Origin of the sequence: Radiobacillus sp. PE A8.2, assembly GCF_045635475.1 — a bacterium.
Taxonomy (GTDB): domain Bacteria; phylum Bacillota; class Bacilli; order Bacillales; family Amphibacillaceae; genus JBJGXI01.
Genome location: NZ_JBJGXI010000003.1, coordinates 120119 through 141854 on the forward strand (window position 1 = coordinate 120119; position 21736 = coordinate 141854).

Below are 21736 nucleotides of genomic sequence, written 5' to 3' on the forward strand. Positions count from 1 at the left end.
TATTCATTGTAATTGTAACGATGAATTTCCGAAGTACACCTACAGCTAAAACAGCATTTAATATTTTATATCTTGCTCGGACTAGCATACTAATTCCAGCAACAATGGAACATGATATTAAAAAAGCTCTCATCACATATCGTCCTTTCTTTCCCTAGGATAGAATTAGTTTTGGCTTAAATGAAACATTTATGCCAATCTTAACAGAAATCTTTTCATTCTATCCAACTATATTAGGACACCCTTTTCGGTAACAATATGCTGAACCGGAATATCATGACCTTCGTGCGGTACGCTCTCCACTAATTGCTCTGTCCAGGCAAGAGACAGCGTTGCCCCATAAAAATCAATAAGAAAACGATCGTAATAACCTCCACCAAATCCAATCCGATAGCCTTGTTGATCAAAAACCATTCCAGGTACGATCAATAAATCAATTCCGCTCTTCGTAATTTTCTTCGATTCACTTACTACCGGTTCCTTTAACCCATAATGAGCAGTTTCTAATTGTTCAAAGGATTCAACTAGGTAAAATGTTAATTCCCTATTAATTGGATTTGTTCTAGGAATACAAACTCTTTTTTGTTGTGACCAAGCTTGTTCAATGATCGTAATCGTATCCCATTCGAACGATTGTGAAATTGTAATTCCAATTACAGATGCGTTTTGCCAATATTGTGTTTTATGTAAGTAATGTTGCAATCCACGTTCTATCTCCACTTTTCTGTCAGGGCTTAACGCTTTCATGTTATTTAACTGTTGGTTTCTTAATTCACGCTTAACCATTCGCATACATCCTTAAAAAAATAATAAAACCCCTACCAAAGATTGGTAAGAGTTTAAGACAAACACACACTTATTTTGTTTCACGATGCAATGTTTGTTTTTTAAGACGTGGACTGTATTTTTTAAGCTCTAAACGTTCTGGGTGTTTACGCTTATTTTTAGTCGTAATATAATTACGATCACCAGTTTCTGTGCAAGCAAGTGTAATATTTACACGCATGTCTATCCCTCCAAACTTATATCAGTAGCATTTTATAGTTCGCAATTTAATAATTACCAGACTAATATATATTAGCAGATAACAAGTCAGATTTCAAGCACAGAAATAAGTTTATGTTAGTGAAAAATTCAAATGCATTTTTAATAATTCAAATCGAAATTTTCACCCTTAACCATGTAAAGAATGCTCTCACCTATGTTTGTTGAGTGATCAGCGAATCGTTCAATATACCTAGCACAAAAGGACATCTGCATAATATGTTGTATCTTTTCCGGATTTGTAGCCGTTTCTTTAAGCATTGCTCTTATCACATCACCGTACATACTATCTACCAAATCATCCATCTCTGCAAGTTTTCTCGACAAACCTATATCCTCGTTTTGATAAGCTTCTACTGCAATATCTAACATCTTAAAAGCAATATTCTTCATATCTTTAATCGTAGGATGGATATCTAGTCCGTGGCTTTCACCAAGATGGATGGTCGATTTCGCAATATTTTTAGCATTATCTGCCATACGCTCAAGATCAGAAGAAATTCTTAAAGCTACAATCAGTCTTCTCAAATCGGACGCAACAGGCTGCTGTTTTGCGATAAGTAATATCGCTTCGTCATTTATTTTAGTATCTTGGGCATCAAGTAGTCTATCATCAATTATAATTTGTTTTGCTAATTCGATATCTTGGTTGTAGAGGGCATCAATAGACATATTTAATACCTTTTCTGTATCTTTAGCAAAATTAATAATCATATTTTTAATTTTATCTAATTCAACTTGAAAATTTTCTCTTGTAACCATAACTATCCCTCTTTTCGCCTAGCCGAAGCGGCCAGTAATATAATCTTCTGTTCTTTTATCCCTAGGGTTAGAAAATAATGTGTCTGTTTCTGTAAATTCTACTAATTCACCGTTTAACATAAAGGCAGTTTTATCTGAAATCCTAGCTGCTTGCTGCATATTATGCGTTACGATAACGATACTAAAATTTTTCTTAAGTTCCTGAACAAGCTCTTCTACTTTTAGTGTAGATATTGGATCAAGTGCAGATGTAGGCTCATCCATTAATATGACGTCTGGTTCAATAGCTAAACAACGCGCAATACAGATACGCTGTTGCTGTCCACCTGAAAGACCGTATGCATTTTCATGTAAGCGATCCTTCACTTCATCCCAAATAGCTGCACCACGTAAACTATTCTCAACAATCTCATCGAGAATTTTCTTATCGCGTATGCCATGAATTTTCGGACCATAAGTAATATTATCATAAATTGATTTTGGGAATGGGTTAGGTTTCTGAAATACCATTCCTACACGAGTTCTTAACTCTTCTACTCTTAAATCAAATATATTCTTACCACGATAAAGTACTTCTCCAGATGTTTTTACAGTAGGAATAAGTTCAACCATCCTGTTGAATGTTTTGATTAGTGTTGATTTTCCACAGCCAGAAGGCCCAATCATAGCAGTAACTTCATTTTCATAAATAGGAAAATTTATTTCATATAATGCTTGGTCCTCACCGTACCATAGGTTTAGGTTTTTCGTATCGTAAACAATATTGCTAGTATTTTTTTCTGTATTAACTGAAGCATTTTTCTCTAAGGTTATTCCACTGAAATTTTGCATGTCATTCACCCCTAATTAATATCTTTTTTGATACTTATTTCTAATAATAATTGCAATGGAATTCATAATAAATAATACAATTAACAACACAACGATTGTTGCTGCAGCAAGGTTTGCATATTCTCTTGTAAGCACAGAATCCAATGTCCAATAGTAAATTTGTATTGGTAATGCTGTGAAATCATCCATAATACCATTTGGAACAGGCATAATTAGTGCTGGAATACCTATTACTATTAATGGAGCTGTTTCACCGATTGCACGAGAAAGAGATAAAATAAATCCAGTTAATATACCAGGTAACGATGACGGTAACACAACATTCTTTGTCGTCTGCCATTTGGTAGCGCCCATTCCATATGATGCTTCCTTTAGGAATGATGGAACAGAACGGATTGCTTCCTGACTTGCAACAACTACGATTGGAAGTACAAGAAGAGACATTGTTAGTCCACCAGCTAGTATGCTTGAACCCAAATTAAACAATCTTGAAAATATCGTTAAGCCTAACATACCAAAAATTACAGATGGTACACCCGCCAAGTTAGAGATATTGGTTTGAATAAAGGATTGAAATTTTCCTTTTTTTGCATATTCCTCGAGATAAATCGCAGTCCCCACACCTAGTATGAACGTTACCGGTCCTACGATTAACATTAGCCAAACCGTACCAGCAATTACACCTCGAATTCCGGCTCTTTCAGCGTTAATAGAAAGTTTATTACTTAGAAACTGAAGATCAATCCAACCGAGACTATCAGCCACAACTCGATAAATTAAAATACCTAATACAAATAAAGCAAATAAAGTGGCGATTAGAAAAATATATTTCACAACTTGATTCAGTAACAGTCGTGATTCCATCCGTTTGTTCACTTGTTCGATATTGATATACTTCATTTTAATATTCCTCCCTGAATTTACGAGAAATATACTGTGCTAGTAGGTTCATCCCAAGGGTAAATACAAATAATGTAAGTCCGACTGCATATAAACTATAATACCCAACCGTACCCGCTCCTGCATCACCGCTTGTAAATTCAACTATATACGCCGTCATTGTTTGCATAGACTCTGTTATATCTAAAGTGAAATTTTTCGAGCTCCCACTTGCAATCGTTACAATCATCGTTTCACCAATTGCTCTAGAAATACCTAATACAAAGGAAGCTATAATACCAGAAATAGCTGCTGGTACAATTACCTTTAATGATACTTCTAATTTTGTTGCACCTAGAGCAACAGCACCTTCTCTAAGTGCATTTGGAACAGAACTCATGGCATCCTCGGACAAAGACGCCACCATTGGTATAATCATTATTCCCATCACAATTCCAGGACTAAGTACATTTTTTGCACCTAAATCTGGAATAATATTTAATAATAGAGGAGTGACAAAGGAGTAAGCAAAGAAGCCATATACAATGGTAGGTATACCAGCAAGCACTTCCATTAACGGCTTTATCGTCTTTCTAACCTTTTCTGATGCATATTCACTTAGAAATATGGCTGCTGTTAACCCAATCGGTATGGCTACACACATTGCAATAGCAGAGGAAACAATTGTCCCAGTTATAAGTGGTAATATACCAAATGAAGGATCATTTCGACTTAATGGGTCTAAATCAACACTAAAAAAGAAATCTAAAAATGACACTTGTCTAAAAAATTGGCTTGCATCAAAAACTAAAGTTAATACAATCCCAACCGTAGTTAATATTGATACAGTCGCTAGTAGAAACAGAATGACAGGAATGATTTTTTCAACATATCTTTTATCGTTTGTAACCTTTTTATCAATTAGTTCTTTTACACTAATTGAATTACTCGTAGTTTTTGCCATAAAGCAGCCCCTCCAGAACATTTATAAAAAACGAGTGAAGAAGATGAGAGCCAATTCCCTCATCTTCTTATATTACATATTAAACTCGTATGAAATTATTTAAGTGCATCTAATTGCTCTTTGTATCCAGCGTATACATCAGCAGGAAGTGGAGCAAATCCATTTTCTCCAGCTAATTCTGGAGCAGCTTCTAATACATAGTAAGCATAATCAAGCACTTGTGGTTTTTCTTGTGCATAAGTAGCATTCAAGTATGTGAATACAGGACGAGTGAAACCAGCATAATCAAGATCTTCACCGATAGTTTCTAATGAAGGTGCAACTGGTCCATCACCAAAGTCAACTGAAACTGCTTGAAGTTTATCTTGGTTATTTACATAGTAACCATATCCAAAGAATGCAATTGCATTAACATCTTTTGATACTAGGTCAACTAAAGTAGAGTACTCTTGTTGAAGTTCAGCTGTTTCAACCATTGGTTGTTCTTCAAGAATATTTTCTACGAAAAATTCGTTAGTACCGTGGTTTTCGTTTGGACCGTAGAATTTAATTTCTTCTTCTGGCCAACCTTCACGAACATCAGACCACATTACAACATCATCATCTGCATATTTTCCAGAAAGGTACATGTTTACAATTTCTTCTTTAGTCATTTCAGAAGCCCAATCATTTTCAGGGTTAATCACCATTGTTAAACCATCATAAGCAAGTTTGAATTCTAAAATATCTTCACCAAATGTGTATCCATTATCTTCAAGGCCAGCAATTTCTTCATCTTTAATCGGACGAGAAGCGTCGGAGAAATCCGTTTCACCTGGGATAAATTTTTCAAATCCAGCAGATGATCCAGCACGGCCAACTTGTACACTAACCTCTGGTTGTTCTTCAGACATGTACTGGTCAGCAATATGTGCCATTAAAGGATAAACAGTTCCAGAACCATCAACAATAACTTGGCCTTCTAATGCAGCTTCCTCTTCAGCAGGCTCTTCTTCTGCTGGTTCTTCAGCAGCGTTATTTCCGTTTGTAGCATCATTTTGTTCTGCGTTATTCTCTGTTTCTGTGTTATTTCCCTCTTCACCGTTACCACAAGCTGCAAGTAGTCCAATCATCATTACAAGCATTGCAGCAATTGCAAATAGCTTAAAGTTCTTCATTGATTCTTTTCCCCCTAGATTTCTAAATTGAAGTTTGCTTACCTAAGCAACTAAATACATCATAACTTGTCAGTTTGAACTTACGGTTAAGGGAATGTAAAGAAATTGTAAATTAGTAAAGAAATTTGTCATAAAAAATAATCCTTTGGGCACTAGGCGTCCCAAAGGATTATTTTAAAATTGCTATTCTTAATCTGAAACCTCTTCATCATTTGGCTCTACTTGTTCAAGTTGTTGATCTTCGTTTGCAGGGTTAGGGTTAACCCCTGATGCTGCTCGTTCTGCTTTTAAATTATAATAAGCATCCATAATACGTTTGCCTATTTCATGGTTGATTGAATATTGATCATCCCCGCCACCATTATCAGGGACAACAACCGCGAAGGCTACTTCTGGATTATCATAAGGAGCGTAACCGACTAACGTCAAATTCTGACGATCATATCTTACGCCATCCTCATAAATCACCCGCTGAGCGGTACCAGTTTTACCAGCAACTTTATAGCTTGGATAAGGTGCTTCTGACCATCTACCCGTAGCAGTACCTTGAGAGCCATGAAACACATCAATGAACCCTTGTTGAACTCGATCTAAATATGTTTCATCCATTTCAATTTTATTTAGCACATTCGGATTAAATGTAGTTACAACTGGGCCTAATTTTCCCCTTTCAGCTTCAGGTGCACGTATTTCCTTCACTAGCCTTGGCTGTACCCGATAGCCATCGTTAGCTATTGTGGATACGTATTGCGCCAGTTGTAATGTAGAAAAAGTATCATATTGCCCAATAGAAAAGTCTAATAAATTACCGGCTTGCGGATTTGATCCCTGATAGCTATCTGCCTCTCCAGGAAAATCAACTCCGGTTTTCGGACCCAGACCAAACTGGCTAAAATAATTCCTCATCGTTTGGAATGCCTCATAATCAAAATTTCGCAGTCTATCCCCATACGAATACGACGCACCAGCTATACGTATCGCAATCGTCATCATATAAATATTTGATGAACGTTCAAGCGCTTCTAAATCACTCACTCTTCCTATTGTTGAGGTCCATGAGCTTTTGATTTGCCCTGCAATATTAATAGGTGTATCTAGTATTGTTTCCCCTATACCGATGACGCCAGAATCAAGACCAGCAAGTAATGTTGCTCCCTTAACTACTGAACCAGGTGTATGAACATCATAAATTACACGGAAAGATTCATCATCATATTCGTTATTTTCACGGTCATAGCGAACACCTGATAAGGCAAGTATCTCTCCTGTTTGAGGATCCATCATCGCAACTAACGCATCTTTCATAAATCGATTTTCGTATGGATGCATTTCAATCGCTGTTTGCAGTTCTTCTTTTACAATTTGATCAATTTGTTGTTGAAGTTCGATGTCAACAGTAAGTATAAGATCGTTACCAGATTTCCCGTCAACTACTACCTCTGAATTAACGATGTTACCCTTTTTATCTGTTGTGTACTCCACTTGCTCTTTTCTACCTTTCAACTCACTTTCATATTGTAGCTCTAATCCACTTTTACCTACGCGGTCATTTCGACTATAGCCTCTTGTAACGTAATAGTCTGCATTATCAAGTGGATATCCCTCATCAGAAGTAGATATGCTGCCAATATAGTTCCTGAATGTATTACCATAAATCCATTTACGGTCCCAATTAATTGCAGCATCAATTCCAGGCAATTCATTTAAATGCTCGGCAACCCAGGCATATTCTTCTTGAGTCACACTTCCACTTTTTACGATATGTGGAGATAATTGAAAAGCTTGATCTAGTTCTTTTTTTATAGCAATAATATTTTTTATTTCAAAAGTCCAGTCAATCGTGCTTAAATCTTCTTCTGTAATCTTTTCTAACATAACTCTATACTGCGCAGAAACATCAAGATCCTTTTCTTCTTCAGTCAAGCGTTCGCTTATTACATCTGCATTAAACAAATACCAATATTCTTTCTTATCGCGTTCTCTTAATAACTTGTTTAATTCCTTTTCGTTTTCTTCTAATGTAATATATTCAGCTAATTTCTCAGCAAGATCCAGTCTTTCTTGCGCAGTGTCTCCTCCTTTAGGAGGTGTATAAGTAATCGAACGAACCGGTTCGTTATCTAAAACAATTCTACCAAAGCGGTCATACATTACTCCACGTGGCACAGGTACTTTGGAAGTTGTGTCGATCGTTTTATCAATTTCCTTTTGTGCTTCTTCCCCGTTTAATATTTGTACTACCCCAAGCTGGAGTATGAGTAATGAAAACAATACAAACACAAATAAAAACAATATATTTAAACGGAAGGGAAGTTGCGGCTTCTTTTTCTTTTTATTCCCCATAGGTTCCCCTCACCCTCTACGCATTCTTCCATATATTATATCACTTCTTTATTTGTGGTACTATATTTGCGAATAACTATTTTTCTTCATTAATAATTTGACTGCTTCTTACAGGTTCATGTGAAGGTGATTTAAGTTGGATGCCTTTAACAAAGAAATATATGATAAAGTGCCCCGCTCCCAATGTCATTAATAAATATGGGATAACCGTTTCTGGCTCAAAAAGAGATATAGAAATGATAAAAATCACTATGGAACTCACCCGTCCTAAATTAAGAAATAGTTCTCTAACAACAATATATTCAATACGCATCTCCGCTGCATGCCAGGCTTTACCAATAATATCAAATGTCATTGAGATGTAGGGGACATTTACAATTGGATAAGATAACCCAACGATCGCCCCATATATGAGCAACGTTGTAAAGCTAGTGTGAATTATTATTATAGAGATGGAAAGATATAACGATAATCCCCCAACAAAAATGGCCCATTTCCTCATTCGTGGTTTTATAAACTTCGTAGCTAGGAAATAAAAAACAAACGAGAAACCTGAAAATACTAAATTGAACGTTCCAAGAGCGAATTCACTTTCCGTAGCAATAAAAACCCATACAGAAATAAGAAAAACGAATACACCTTCACGCAAACCTTGAAAAGTGTGCGCATATAGAATTCGTTTCCAATCTTTATTATTTTTTCTTTCCTTTATAATCCTTGTGAACGAGAAATTACCTTTAGCGGAACGACGATTTAAAAATAATGATGAAACAACAGCAAGAGCAAATAATCCAAATGAAATGGCGAATATAATCGTATATCCTTGAAAATTATCTAATCGAGAGATGATAAAGCCCGCAAGAATCGGACCGACCATACCACCAAATGATTGCATCAATCCTAAGAATCCATTAAAAAAATCACGTGTTTCCGGCTCCGTAATTTCAAAAGTCAGTACGTTAAAGGCTAGCCAATAAAAACCGGCACCAATACCAAGTAATGCACCTAACATTATATTATAGGTTGCTGCATTTTCTCCAACGATTAATACGGCCATATAAAAAAGAGATAAAAAAATCACCCCTAAGCGAAGCACAATGACACGGTCAACTTTCTTCGCCCAGCGCCCTGCTAAAATGAAGGTAATTGGTTGTAAAATATATATAGCTAAATTATATAAAGCAATATCTACATATTCACCAGATTGCTTCCATAAATATATATTTACAAATGTATTCGATAAAAAAGTGGATAAAGCGTACAATCCACCAATAATAAGTAGAAGTTTTAAATCACGATTCACTTCTAAATCGCCTAGAATAAAACGCAAACTTTTTTTCATATCTCCCGTCTCCTTTTCTGTGTACCCATTATTATTTTCAAATCAAAAGGAGATATGCAGGAGAATGCAATTGTATATATGGTTAATATAACTAAGTCGTTTCAGAAAAAAAGCCTGCGATAGAAAAAACTCTACCGCAGGCTTTTTTTCTTTATTTATTTTGCAGCTTCATAAAGCTTAGAAACTTCATCCCAATTAACTACATTCCAAAATGCAGCAATGTAATCAGGACGCTTGTTTTGATATTTTAAATAGTAAGCATGCTCCCAAACATCAAGACCTAGAACAGGAGTTTTACCTTCCATTACAGGTGTATCTTGATTTGGTGTGCTCGTAATTTCTAACTCACCGTTATTTACTACTAACCAAGCCCAGCCAGAACCAAAACGTCCTGCACCCGCTGCAGCAAACTCTTCTTTAAACTTGTCCAAGCTTCCGAATTTAGCAGTGATTTTCTCTGCTAATTCACCTGTTGGCTCACCGCCACCGTTTGGTGATAAAAGAGTCCAGAAAAGGCTATGGTTGGCATGTCCACCACCATTATTTTGAACAGCCGTACGAATTTCAGCTGGCACACTGTCTAAATCTGATAATAAGTCTTCTAATGATTTGTCTTGCAGATCAGCATGTCCTTCTAATGCACCATTAAGTTTTGTTACATACGTGTTATGGTGTTTTGTGTGGTGAATGTTCATAGTTTCCTTATCGATATGAGGTTCTAGTGCATCATACGCATAAGGTAAATCTGGTAGTTCAAATTTAGCCATTATAATTCCTCCTCAAAAAATATGTAAGAAAAACGACACACATTTGGTGCGTTTCCTCTTTTAGTTAGATTATCAAAGCAACTTTCAAGATGCAACAGTTATGCTCTAGCCTAACCGTAACCATCACATATATATCTAATTTCCTAAATCATATAAAGTTAAACGTAAAAAAATAAATAAAAATAAAAAAACAGGCTTTCACCTGTTTTTAAATAGGATGGCTCGGGACGGAATCGAACCGCCGACACACGGATTTTCAGTCCGTTGCTCTACCGACTGAGCTACCGAGCCATAATATAAATTTGTGCTTGAACTTGATTTGCACTCCAGAGTTTTCGAAACTTATTAGATGTTGTACTATGATCGTCATGTTGGAAGCTTTTTCAGTGATGCTTAAGCTCCTCGAAAAACTTATAAAGCAGTTTATTCGAGATGTTTTTCGGTTGCTCTACCGACTGAGCTATCGATTCTTGAAATTACTTTATTATGTAATCTTGTATAGAATATGTATGGAGGAGGAAGAGGGATTCGAACCCCCGCGGGCTTTGACACCCCTGTCGGTTTTCAAGACCGATCCCTTCAGCCAAACTTGGGTATTCCTCCAGGATAAAAATGACTATGTGATTGGTGGACCCTGCAGGACTCGAACCTGCGACCGATCGGTTATGAGCCGATAGCTCTAACCAACTGAGCTAAGGGTCCTTTTTAAATTTTATGGGGCGACCGGTGGGGCTCGAACCCACGCATGCCGGAACCACAATCCGGTGTGTTAACCACTTCACCACGACCGCCATAAAATATAAAATTGTAATTGGTAGCGGCAGAGGGGATCGAACCCCCGACCTCACGGGTATGAACCGTACGCTCTAGCCAGCTGAGCTACACCGCCAAATGGCTCCACAGGTAGGACTCGAACCTACGACCGATCGGTTAACAGCCGATTGCTCTACCACTGAGCTACTGTGGAATAAAATTCAGTAATTTCATTTTAAAGATAATACTTGTTTTTTCAATTACTGTGGTAAATTACTTGGTCTATACTTTCATTTTTCATTAAGTTCTTGTTGCTTGTTCTTATAGAAGCGACGAAATATAATTTAACACATCTAAATTATTAAGTCAACCGTTTTAAACGAATTTTATAAATGAGCAACAAAAATAATATAGCATGTACAACGTATTCCTTCAAGACTTTTCTTATAAATTATTTTAATTCATTAATTAAGAGGGGACTCATCCCCCCTTAATTCTTATGGATTTTCTTCCAATACTTGCTCTGCAATGTTCACTGCATGGTCACCAATTCGTTCTAAATTACTTATTATATCAACAAATACTATTCCAGCCGCTCCATCACATGCACCTTCATTTAAGCGAATAATATGTTTTTTACGGTATCGACGTTCCATCTGATCAATTTGATCTTCTTTTTGTACTACAGCTAGCGCTGCCTCACGATCCATATTATCTAGGGCTACTAAAGATTGCTTTACCGTTATAAGTGTTAAATCAATCATATCATTTAAATCAGCTAGTGCTGATTCTGTTAAGATTACTTTGTTAGAGATCTTATAATCGATAAGTTCGACAATATTTTCAAAATGATCTCCGATTCGTTCAATATCTCGAACTGAATCAATTAGAGCAGAATGTTTCGCACTATCTGCTTCCGTAAATGAAGTACCAGAAAGTTGGACTAAATAACTAGTAATTTCACGATCTAAATTATTTAATGCACCTTCAATCTGGAGAGCCATGTCGGCATGCTTCTGAAGATTATTATTTAAATAGAGATTTGTCTCTTCCAATCCCTTATATGCATACTCACCCATACGAATCACTTCTGCCTTTGCTTGGTCAAGCGCTACAGCAGGAGATTGTTGGATAAAGATTGGATCCAAATGTTTCGGTTTGTATTCAACAACAACGTCTTCTCCAGGAATTAGCTTCGTAACAATGAGAGCTAATCCTGCAATAAACGGAAATTGAATAATCGTATTCGTAACGTTAAATGTACCGTGTGCAAATGCAATTGTCATCTTTGGATCTAGATTTAATTGTCCTTGTAAGTACACAATAAAATTCGAAAATGGTGTTAATAGAATTAAAAATAGTGCTGTACCGATTAAATTAAAGATAACGTGAGTAAAAGCTGCACGCCTTGCAGCGATACTTGCACCAATTGATGCCAGTATAGCTGTAATTGTAGTTCCAATGTTGTCACCAAATAATACTGGTAAGGCAGCCTCTAGTGATATCGCACCTTGTTCAGACAGTCCTTGCAAAATACCTATTGTCGCACTTGAACTTTGAACGATAAACGTAAACAAAGTTCCTACGACAACCCCTAAAATAGGGTGTTCGCTCATATTTACCGTTAAATCTATGAAGGCTTGTACATCACGCAACGGCTTCATGCCATTACTCATTAATTCCAAGCCATAAAACAAGGAACCAAACCCAAAGATTGTCTGACCTATGTATGAAAATTGTTTGTTTTTAAAGAAAAACAAAAGGAATGCTCCAATAGCCATTATAGGTAGGGAGTATGCTCCGATGTCAACACCAATAATGAATGCTGTAACTGTCGTACCGATATTAGCACCCATTATAACACCAATCGATTGCCTTAACGTCATAAATCCTGCATTTACTAGTCCGACCGTTAGTACCGTAGTCCCTGAACTACTCTGGATTAAGACGGTAACAATGATACCTGCAAGAACGCCCATAAAAGGATTGCTGGTAAACCGATCTAAAATATCTCGCAAACGATCTCCTGCTGATTTTTGCAGACCATCTCCCATGTATTTAATCCCTAGTAGGAAGATACCTAGACCGCCAATAAACTCAAACAGTAAATCCTGAATATTAATATCCAATGGACTTTCATCCCTTCTCACTCAATTACTTGTTTAATTGACACCCTATCCATTATTAATTAAAAGTAAATCATTTGTAAAGAAAAATTCTCATTTTTTACACTCAGTTTACAAAACTTTTTTCAATTTATGACAAATTTCGCAAACAGTTAATTCCAAACATAAAAATATTGCTTCTTTTATCGAAGCAATATTTCTTTTTACTCTTATTAGTTTAATTAAGAATCTAATTTTGATACCAAAATTTTTGTTCCATCTACATGCATGATTTTAATTTTCGTATCATGTGGAATCCACTGCCCATTAGAGACTGCACTATAATCTTTGTCATCTACCCTTATCGTACCAACTGGATGCATATCAGTTAATGTTATTCCTTCTTTATTAATTAAACTGCCGTAAGATACATTCATCGAACTGTATCCGCGATCACTCGTTAATTGATCCGATAAAGTTAGTTTCGTCCACATTTCTCTTCTCTTGAATACTTTCAGAAAAATAAGTGAAGCAAAACCACCAATTATTATACCGATGATTGCATAAAGACCAGCAACCCAGTTTGGTGAACTGATACCAACGGATAAAATCATACAACCCGCACCGATCGTAGCTAGTGTTCCATCATTTAATACCTTGCCATCAATCACAATCAAAATTATTCCTATTAAATAAATGACCATCATCATAATAAACATTCCTGGTTCCAAATAAGACAAAAAATACACTGCAATAAAACCCATTCCTAATATTGCGAAGAATCCTTTCATATTTACAAGTAATTCGCCAATTAAGAACAAAGTACCTAGTCCAACAATAACGAAACTTATCCAGTCCAGATCTAACATAGACCAATCACTCCCTCACAAACGATAATATCTTTACGTTTTAAAAATCGTTTTCGTTTCAAAAAAAAGGTTTTTAGAATAAATGTAGAATAATAATAGTAGTAGGACAAGGAGGAACAACTGATGGATTTGTTGAAACGACTAGCCCTTATACTTTTCACTATATTATTCTTAGTAAGTGTTTTTAAAGATTTGACACAAGGAACCGTTGTGAACAAGGCTTATTATGAAGAGCAACAACAAACAGAAGCTGATAATTCGGAACAATCTCTGGAACAGAATCAAAATCCAACTAAAAATATAGAGAATGAGCCACAACAAGACCAACCATACGAAACTATCCGTATTTATCCAAAGCCAGGTGATACTGTCCTATCCATTGTTGAAGATTTAAATCAGAACACTTCTACCCTAAAGATGAATCAGATTATTGATGATTTTGTAACGTTAAACCCGGATGCAAATCCACATCAAATTAATCCTAAGACAGCATATTATTTTCCTGTTTACCCAATAGTTAACGAAAATTAAATAAAAATATTAAGGGTTGTCACTTCTCATTTTTTCTTATTGCCCTTATAATGTAACATGGTACTATTATTATCGCGAGTATATGAAGGAGCGATTTATTTATGGCTTTAACACACAGAAAAGACACACGTCAAGTCAAAGTAGGTAATGTTGTCGTTGGTGGCAGAGACGAAATTGTTATTCAATCGATGACGACTACGAAAACACATGATGTAGAAGCAACTGTAGCAGAGATCAAGCGTCTTGAAGAAGCTGGTTGCCAGGTAGTTCGTGTGGCTTGTCCTGATGAGCGAGCAGCTAAAGCAATACCAGAAATAAAAAAACAGATTAATATCCCTTTAGTAGTTGATATTCATTTCAATTATAAACTTGCCCTTATGGCGATTGAGGGCGGAGCAGATAAAATACGGATTAACCCTGGTAATATCGGGAAACGCGAACGAGTGGAAGCAGTAGTAAATGCAGCAAAAGCAAAAGGTATCCCAATTCGAATTGGAGTTAATGCCGGATCACTAGAAAGACACATATTAGAAAAATACGGTTACCCAACAGCGGACGGCATGGTTGAGAGTGCCCTTCACCATATTCGAATTTTAGAAGAACTCGATTTCCATGATATCATCGTTTCGTTAAAAGCATCAGATGTTCGATTAGCTATCGAAGCGTATGAAAAAGCTGCAGAAGTTATTAATTATCCACTGCACTTAGGCATCACGGAATCTGGGACGTTATTTGCAGGCAGTATTAAAAGTGCCGCAGGGATGGGTGCCATCCTAAGTAAAGGAATTGGTAGCACGATGCGTATTTCCTTAAGCGCTGACCCAGTTCAAGAAGTTAAAGTAGCAAGAGAGCTTTTAAAAACATTTGGATTAGCTTCTAATGCCGCAACATTAATTTCGTGTCCAACATGCGGACGCATTGAGATTGATCTTATCAAAATTGCTAACGAAGTAGAAGAGTACATTTCTACAATCAAAGCTCCAATTAAAGTTGCTGTACTTGGCTGTGCAGTGAACGGCCCAGGGGAAGCACGAGAGGCTGATATCGGGATTGCTGGTGCTCGTGGGGAAGGCTTGCTTTTCCGCCACGGAGAAATTATTCGTAAAGTTCCTGAAGCAACAATGGTTGAGGAATTGAAAAAAGAAGTCGATAAAATAGCTGAGGAATACTTGGAAAAACAAAAACAAGAACAAGAAGCTAATTAAAAAGAGCTGGCCTATAGGCCAGCTCTTTTTAATTATACAAATGGAGCTATAAAGAGTGTAATGATAATCGAAATAGCACCTGCAATGATCGCTGTATTACCAAGTGTATCTGCACCTCGACTTTTTGATACAAATCCAAATATGATCCCTGCAGCACCTAAAATAACAGGCATTATAAAAAATGATAGTGCTGCAAGTATTAGCGCAAGCCACCCCATACCGGTTTTTACTTCTGATTTCATTTCTGTTTCTTTCTCAGTGGCTTGCATTGGTCGATTAAATTCAGCTGCAGAAATTTCTTGCGCTATTTCTTCATCTCGTTTATACGCTTCATCTAGGGAATAAAGCTCTTCGTCTTCAACAATTGGCGTTAGCTGCGTAGCTTGCTGTTGGCCAGTAATGACACTCGGGCTTTCTTCCCCGAATTTAGGGGCATCTTCGACTTCCTCGTTCTGTTCATCACGATACGATTCGTCCATAACTAAACCCTCTCTTTCTGTTCGAGGTGCAGTTATAGTGTATGGACTTATCCAATTTTATTACGAGGTACTTTTCTCTTAAAAAGGAAAGTATTGAATATTTTTATCTTACTACAACTAAATCGGAATGATCTTCTGCTCTTTCTTGGATAACAGTAGCGTACGTACTCGCAGCATGACCATTCTCTTCTTTATACTGCTCCATTCCCGCCATTCCACGGTGATATGCCGTCAGTGCTTCGTTCCAATTTCCATATTCACCATGTAAAAAGTCCAAATAAACAAACGACAGTTGAATGGAATAATACGGATCAAATAAAAGCTCATCTTCATATGGTAGTCCTGCCATGTCAGCAATCCAAGGTGCCGTATTTTTCATAAATTGAGCTAATCCGTACGCTCGTCCATATATTGTTTCTGGTCCTTCTAAATATGGATCAAACGTATGCCCTGTTTCAACCTTCAATAGTTCATATACTAAGTATGGATCCATTTCATAACGATCAGCTTCCTTAACTAGAAAAAGCGCCCAAGGTTTTTTAAAATTACCCTCGCTATCCTCTACCATAAGTTGTGCCTGAGTTTCCATCGCTGCCCAAGTATTGTAATTCACATCTGAAGTATCTGCAGTGTCCATTTTCATATATTTATTTTGTGCCTTTAACTGTTCGTTTTCTTCTACCAATTGGATATTTTCCGTTTGTAAAGCGTGACTTTCAGCTTTTTGCACCTGAACCATGTTTCCAAATCCTATTATTCCAATTATTAAAGTAATCATTGCAATCGTACTAAATATTGTTGTTTTTCTCATAAATTTCACTCCTTACCATAAGTTAGAAACTAATGGATACCTGCAGCAACCTATAGTAACGAAGATTTACTAATAATGCAATACATATACTCATTATCTATAAACATTATGTCTCCATCGTACATATGTTATTTATGAATAACGACAATCAAAAGGAGTGTAACTGTTGAATAAAATCGTCCATCAAATGATTGTAAAAAAAATAAAGAACCTTAGTTCAGAAGAAATACTTACGTATAGCAAACAATATGATATTTCTATAAATAAGCAGCAAGCTCAAGCAATTTCTTCATATGTAAAAAAGGTTGAACTAGACCCTATAATACAAGCAGATCGAATGAAAATGTTCAAAAAACTTGCACAAATAACAGACCTTGATACAGCCAAGAAAGCACAAAAACTTTTTAATCAGTTAATCAAACAATACGGCGTCGAATCATGGTTTCAATAAGAGAACAATCATCTCGAATAGTAGAATTTTTATTTCTTATTCAAAATTCCTTATTCCTCTGCTAGCTTATAGTAGAATAAGGAATTTTATGCTTTAAAAAATAAAAAAGGAAAATGGCTGGTATATGGAATATTTAGATTTGAAGTATAATGCGTCGTAACGTTTTAATAATAAAGGTGCGTACTTTGACACCGTTCCGTCAGAATACTTCGCTTTCCGCGGGGAGCGAAACCATTTGCTCTTTTTTCCCGCAGGACAAGGAAAGCTACGACAGCGTAACATAGCACGAAGAAAATCGGGTTGTATTTCCGAGGAGTCGAAGTATTTTGCCTCCACTGCATAGGTTTTCTAATGGTAGGTAGTGCGTTAAAAGCAGAAGATCCTAAGTCAGCGGAAGAAATACACTTTGACTCCTGAGGCCCGGCAAGGGTCATGCAGGCGTTGTCCGACAAGGACGGTTTTAGCCTGTAGTCCTTAAGAAACGGCCGAAGTGAGACCCCACAGGAGCGAAGCGACGAGGAGGCTCACTAGCCCCCCGCGGAAAGCAAAGTGTATTTCTGGAGCGGGTGAAAGCACTATCCATATAGCTGTGTCGGATATTAGATATAATTAGTCAAAATCAAAAAATCTCTCGAGTCAACGAGAGATTTTCCTTTACTGATTAACTATGGTTTCTTTTAAATCTGGTAAAAAAGCATTGCCTTTTAGCATTTCAATTTCAAATTTATATGGTGGTTTTTTATTTTTCTTATCTTCACCCACATATGGTGTCTCTAATATTTTTGGCAATTCAGCAAGCTGTGGGTGATGAACGATATAGCGTAAAGCATCGAAACCAATGTGACCAAATCCGATATTTTCATGACGGTCTTTATGTGCTCCCCGTTCATTTTTACTATCGTTTACATGGACAACCTTAATTTTATCTATGCCTACAATCCGGTCAAACTCGTCCAATACACCGTCAAAATCATTAACGATATCATAACCTGCATCGTGGATGTGGCAAGTGTCTAAGCATACGGATAGTTTATCATTATGGGTAACACCTTCCATAATCTGTGCTATTTCTTCAAAACGACGACCAATCTCCGAGCCTTTACCCGCCATCGTTTCTAATGCGATTTGCACGTTTTGACCGGCGTAAAGCACTTCGTTCAGTCCTTCAATAATTTTTGCAATTCCTTTTTCAGGACCTTCACCAACATGTGCTCCTGGATGAAGTACGATTTGCGTTGCACCGATTGCGTCTGTACGTTCTATTTCACTAGTTAGGAAATCGACACCAAGTTGGAAAGTTTCTTTTTTTACACTATTCCCTATGTTAATAATATATGGGGCATGGACAACAATATCTAAGATACCTGCTTTACTCATATGTTCTCGTCCTGCTTCGATATTCAATTCTTCAATTGGACGTCTTCTTGTATTTTGCGGAGCTCCCGTATAGATCATAAAGGTAGTTGCTCCATATGAAGTTGCTTCTTCACTTGAACCTAGAAGCATCTTTTTCCCGCTCATGGAAACGTGCGATCCTATTTTCATTTTCATTTTCATACCCCTCTCTCCTCTTCAACCTCAGTAGCTTTCATAATCACCATTTTTTTATGTGCTTTTTAGAGTTAATTGTGTTTATGAAATAATTATTTTACCATATGAGTCAATTTCATAATTACCTTATACAGCTATCTGCATTCATATATAGTTCGGAGATGGTCTAATTCGACTATACATGGATGCAGATAGCTAAAAATCAGTATTATGAAATTGACTAATATCTTATTATTTTTTAAATTTGTTACGATTCAACTTCTTTTTAATTTGTTGTTGTTGATATTTCATTTTTTTCTTATATCCCGGCTTCACTTTGTTCGGCTTTTTTACTTTTCTCCATGCTTCTGTTTCTGCATCTGATTCTGTCTTTTTCCGCTTCTTTCTCTCGTTCCATGCTTTAACCTCTTGCCATTCACCATTCTTTACATCATAGCTTTGGAAAGATAGTCCTTTTTTCTCCAAGCGCTCTACTAAGGCTATGTCCTCATCAGTATACAAGTTAATAGCAATGCCTTCCGCACCTGCACGCGCTGTTCGGCCAACCCGATGAATGTAGAATTCCTCTTCCTTCGGTAATTGTGCATTTATGACATGACTTACACCTTTTATATCTATCCCTCTAGAAGCAAGATCTGTAGCTACAATATACTGATAGCGCAAGCCTTGGATATCCTTTAATACACGTTTCCGCTCTCTTGGCGTTAATCCACCATGGATTAAACCGACTTCTAGGCCCTTTTCCGTTAAATCTGCTGCTAACTCATCTGCTTTATCTTTACCATTTGCAAAGATGATTGCTAGATAAGGATTAATTGTCTCTGATATACGAAAGATAACTTCAGCAATTGAACGATGGCGTAATGGTACAAGTCGATGCTCCATCGTTTCCGGTGAAAGCCGTTGCTCGTCAATCCGGAAATGATTTGGGTTCTCAAGATATTTTTTTAAGAAATGCTGCAGTCGTTCCGGAATTGTTGCTGAAAAAACTAACAACTGAATCGATTCATCTGCTCGTACAAGAATTTTATCTACCTCTTCAATAAATCCTAGATCCAACATTAAATCTGCTTCATCAATGACGAATGATTTGGCTGAATGAATGTTTAATGCGCCCTCTTCAATTAAATCTAATATTCTCCCTGGGGTACCGACAACAACATGTGGCATCACTTTTAATTTTTCAATTGTCTTCTTTTTATCTGTTCCACCAATAAATAATTTTGAGGTCCACACACTTGTTTTATCTGCATAGGCAATTACCTGTTTGACAACATCATGAATTTGTATCGCCAATTCTCTTGTTGGAGCTGTAACTACAAATTGGACTTCTTCTTTTGACTCTTCTATCTCGTTAAAAAGTGGCAATAGATAGGCATGTGTCTTTCCAGATCCTGTATGTGACTGGCCAATTACACTTTCCCCGCGAAGCACTGCCGGAATTACTTTTTGCTGTATTGCTGTTGGTTCATAAAAACCTAGTCGATCTATCACATCCGTTATCGTCGGATTAATAGCATATTGTTTAAATAAATGGTTGTCCATTATAAAACTCCTTTAACTAACTCTTATTCCGTTACTTTCCTATTATAGAGAAGTATAAAGAAAAATGCACATCTCGCTAAAAATTAATTTCTTTTGTCATATAGTAGTTTTACCTTTATAATGGATGTGATGCTTAAAAAAGACAAAAGCTGTTTCTACTATTTACCCGAGGGGGAACCGAAATGGAAGTAATTAAAATCGCTCCACGTGGTTATTGCTACGGAGTTGTAGACGCAATGGTTATTGCTCAAAATGCAATAAAAGATCCAAATCTGCCCCGACCAATTTATATTCTAGGGATGATTGTTCATAATTCACATGTAACAGATGCCTTCCAAATGGAAGGAGTTATTACACTTGATGGCAAAAATAGAGAAGAATTGTTAGAAGACATACACGAAGGTACAGTTATTTTTACAGCTCATGGTGTATCACCACAAGTAAAAGAGCGCGCAAGAGTAAAAGGATTGACTGTATTAGACGCTACGTGCCCAGATGTAACGCGTACTCATGATTTAATTAGGGATAGAGTCGCAGAAGGCTATGAAGTAGTTTATATCGGTAAAAAGGGACACCCAGAGCCAGAAGGGGCAATTGGCGTCGCTCCTGGACATGTTCATTTAGTCCAAACAGAAACGGATGTTGAAAATTTACATCTTGATCATGATAAAATCATCGTTACAAACCAAACCACGATGAGTCAGTGGGATGTTTATGACGTTATGCAGAAAGTGAAAGAAAAATATCCTCAAACAGAAATGGTAAGAGAAATCTGTATGGCTACACAGGTTAGGCAAGAAGCCGTTGCCGAACAAGCGAAAGAAGCAGATTTAACATTAGTAGTTGGAGATCCTAGAAGTAACAACTCCAATCGATTAGCTCAAGTTTCACAAGAAATTGCTGGTACAGTTGCTTATCGAATCGCTGATGTTAGTGAAATTAAACTAGAATGGCTTAAAGATGTTAAAAAAGTTGCGGTAACCGCAGGTGCATCTACGCCAACACCAATTACCAAAGAAGTTATTAAGTTTATCGAAACATATGATTTAGAAAACGACGAAACATGGGATACAAAATCAAATGTAGAGCAACACAAAATTCTACCTAAAGTAAAAGCGAAGAAAAATGCTTAAATAAGAAAAGCCCAGAGCGCCCGTTAAGCAACGTAGCGACTGGATCGAATCGGCTGAGATAAAGGATTCATGCCCCCGCATAGGTGATATGTCGACGTTTTACTACAAGTTCGCTTTTAGTAGACCTTCCATAAAACTTGAATCGATGATGACTTATCGTAGGGCGATTCGTGAAGTCTCGCTAGTTGCTGGGCGCTCGGAGCTAGACATCTTA

General features: G+C 36.8%; 20 protein-coding genes and 6 tRNA genes. 4 read left to right on the top strand and 22 right to left on the bottom strand.

All coding sequences use genetic code 11. The features are described 5' to 3' along the window. Window positions 1–228: 228 nt before the first annotated feature. From ACI6MV_RS02865 to ACI6MV_RS02950, 18 genes are all read right to left on the bottom strand, one after another. Complete coding sequence (locus ACI6MV_RS02865; protein WP_407268389.1) at window positions 229–786, bottom strand: 5-formyltetrahydrofolate cyclo-ligase; 558 nt, start codon at window positions 784–786, stop codon at window positions 229–231. A 70-nt stretch (window positions 787–856) separates the two neighbouring features. Beyond that, entirely contained in the window at window positions 857–1006 is a 150-nt protein-coding gene (gene rpmG, locus ACI6MV_RS02870; RefSeq protein WP_153736744.1) for a 50S ribosomal protein L33, read from the bottom strand. A gap of 140 nt (window positions 1007–1146) precedes the next feature. Beyond that, on the bottom strand, window positions 1147–1806 hold the full coding sequence (phoU, locus tag ACI6MV_RS02875) for a phosphate signaling complex protein PhoU (RefSeq protein ID WP_407268390.1): 660 nt from the start codon (window positions 1804–1806) through the stop codon (window positions 1147–1149). An 18-nt stretch (window positions 1807–1824) separates the two neighbouring features. After that, window positions 1825–2637 (bottom strand): phosphate ABC transporter ATP-binding protein PstB, encoded by an 813-nt coding sequence (gene pstB / locus ACI6MV_RS02880; protein ID WP_407268391.1) that lies wholly within the window; start codon window positions 2635–2637, stop codon window positions 1825–1827. Window positions 2638–2652: 15 nt separating this feature from the next. Continuing rightward, entirely contained in the window at window positions 2653–3537 is an 885-nt protein-coding gene (gene pstA, locus ACI6MV_RS02885; RefSeq protein WP_407268392.1) for a phosphate ABC transporter permease PstA, read from the bottom strand. 1 nt (window position 3538) lies between these two features. After that, window positions 3539–4480: a phosphate ABC transporter permease subunit PstC gene (pstC, locus tag ACI6MV_RS02890; protein ID WP_407268394.1), complete on the bottom strand. Its 942-nt coding sequence runs from the start codon at window positions 4478–4480 to the stop codon at window positions 3539–3541. Between the two features lie 95 nt (window positions 4481–4575). Then, window positions 4576–5637, bottom strand: coding sequence for a PstS family phosphate ABC transporter substrate-binding protein (locus ACI6MV_RS02895; protein ID WP_407268395.1), 1062 nt, complete (start codon window positions 5635–5637; stop codon window positions 4576–4578). Window positions 5638–5826: 189 nt separating this feature from the next. Further along, window positions 5827–7980 (bottom strand): peptidoglycan D,D-transpeptidase FtsI family protein, encoded by a 2154-nt coding sequence (locus tag ACI6MV_RS02900; RefSeq protein ID WP_407268396.1) that lies wholly within the window; start codon window positions 7978–7980, stop codon window positions 5827–5829. A gap of 76 nt (window positions 7981–8056) precedes the next feature. Further along, window positions 8057–9322 (bottom strand): MFS transporter, encoded by a 1266-nt coding sequence (locus ACI6MV_RS02905; RefSeq protein ID WP_407268397.1) that lies wholly within the window; start codon window positions 9320–9322, stop codon window positions 8057–8059. Window positions 9323–9477: 155 nt separating this feature from the next. Then, window positions 9478–10089 (bottom strand): superoxide dismutase SodA, encoded by a 612-nt coding sequence (gene sodA / locus ACI6MV_RS02910; protein ID WP_407268398.1) that lies wholly within the window; start codon window positions 10087–10089, stop codon window positions 9478–9480. 218 nt (window positions 10090–10307) lie between these two features. Continuing rightward, window positions 10308–10380 (bottom strand) — tRNA-Phe (locus ACI6MV_RS02915). Between the two features lie 219 nt (window positions 10381–10599). Further along, window positions 10600–10692 (bottom strand) — tRNA-Ser (locus ACI6MV_RS02920). Between the two features lie 22 nt (window positions 10693–10714). Next, window positions 10715–10791: transfer RNA gene (locus ACI6MV_RS02925), tRNA-Ile, on the bottom strand. A 13-nt stretch (window positions 10792–10804) separates the two neighbouring features. Further along, a tRNA-His gene (locus ACI6MV_RS02930) sits at window positions 10805–10880 on the bottom strand. Between the two features lie 21 nt (window positions 10881–10901). Continuing rightward, a tRNA-Met gene (locus ACI6MV_RS02935) sits at window positions 10902–10978 on the bottom strand. A 3-nt stretch (window positions 10979–10981) separates the two neighbouring features. Next, a tRNA-Asn gene (locus ACI6MV_RS02940) sits at window positions 10982–11056 on the bottom strand. Window positions 11057–11339: 283 nt separating this feature from the next. Beyond that, a complete protein-coding gene (locus tag ACI6MV_RS02945) occupies window positions 11340–12971 on the bottom strand; it encodes a Na/Pi cotransporter family protein (RefSeq protein ID WP_407268399.1) in 1632 nt (543 codons plus the stop codon). Between the two features lie 218 nt (window positions 12972–13189). After that, window positions 13190–13816: an NfeD family protein gene (locus ACI6MV_RS02950; RefSeq protein WP_407268400.1), complete on the bottom strand. Its 627-nt coding sequence runs from the start codon at window positions 13814–13816 to the stop codon at window positions 13190–13192. A 123-nt stretch (window positions 13817–13939) separates the two neighbouring features. Here ACI6MV_RS02950 and ACI6MV_RS02955 point away from each other — a divergent pair, with 123 nt between their 5' ends. Continuing rightward, complete coding sequence (locus ACI6MV_RS02955) at window positions 13940–14347, top strand: hypothetical protein (RefSeq protein ID WP_407268401.1); 408 nt, start codon at window positions 13940–13942, stop codon at window positions 14345–14347. 101 nt (window positions 14348–14448) lie between these two features. Then, window positions 14449–15552 (top strand): flavodoxin-dependent (E)-4-hydroxy-3-methylbut-2-enyl-diphosphate synthase, encoded by a 1104-nt coding sequence (ispG, locus tag ACI6MV_RS02960; RefSeq protein ID WP_407268402.1) that lies wholly within the window; start codon window positions 14449–14451, stop codon window positions 15550–15552. Between the two features lie 32 nt (window positions 15553–15584). Here ispG and ACI6MV_RS02965 read toward each other — a convergent pair whose 3' ends face one another. Then, window positions 15585–16031, bottom strand: coding sequence for a DUF4190 domain-containing protein (locus tag ACI6MV_RS02965; protein WP_407268403.1), 447 nt, complete (start codon window positions 16029–16031; stop codon window positions 15585–15587). A 103-nt stretch (window positions 16032–16134) separates the two neighbouring features. Next, window positions 16135–16842 carry a transglycosylase SLT domain-containing protein gene (locus ACI6MV_RS02970; RefSeq protein ID WP_407268404.1) on the bottom strand — a complete coding sequence of 236 codons (708 nt, stop codon included), beginning with the start codon at window positions 16840–16842 and terminating at the stop codon, window positions 16135–16137. Window positions 16843–17008: 166 nt separating this feature from the next. Between ACI6MV_RS02970 and ACI6MV_RS02975 the strand changes: the two genes are divergently transcribed. Further along, window positions 17009–17293 (top strand): DUF2624 family protein, encoded by a 285-nt coding sequence (locus ACI6MV_RS02975; RefSeq protein ID WP_407268406.1) that lies wholly within the window; start codon window positions 17009–17011, stop codon window positions 17291–17293. A 654-nt stretch (window positions 17294–17947) separates the two neighbouring features. Here the strand turns inward: ACI6MV_RS02975 and ACI6MV_RS02980 are convergent. Together ACI6MV_RS02980 and ACI6MV_RS02985 are read right to left on the bottom strand one after the other, a co-directional pair. Continuing rightward, window positions 17948–18850, bottom strand: coding sequence for a deoxyribonuclease IV (locus ACI6MV_RS02980; protein ID WP_407268407.1), 903 nt, complete (start codon window positions 18848–18850; stop codon window positions 17948–17950). Window positions 18851–19075: 225 nt separating this feature from the next. Next, complete coding sequence (locus tag ACI6MV_RS02985; protein WP_407268409.1) at window positions 19076–20389, bottom strand: DEAD/DEAH box helicase; 1314 nt, start codon at window positions 20387–20389, stop codon at window positions 19076–19078. Between the two features lie 182 nt (window positions 20390–20571). On the opposite strand from ACI6MV_RS02985, the gene ACI6MV_RS02990 reads away from it, so the two are divergent. Next, entirely contained in the window at window positions 20572–21522 is a 951-nt protein-coding gene (locus ACI6MV_RS02990; protein WP_407268411.1) for a 4-hydroxy-3-methylbut-2-enyl diphosphate reductase, read from the top strand. Window positions 21523–21736 lie beyond the last annotated feature (214 nt).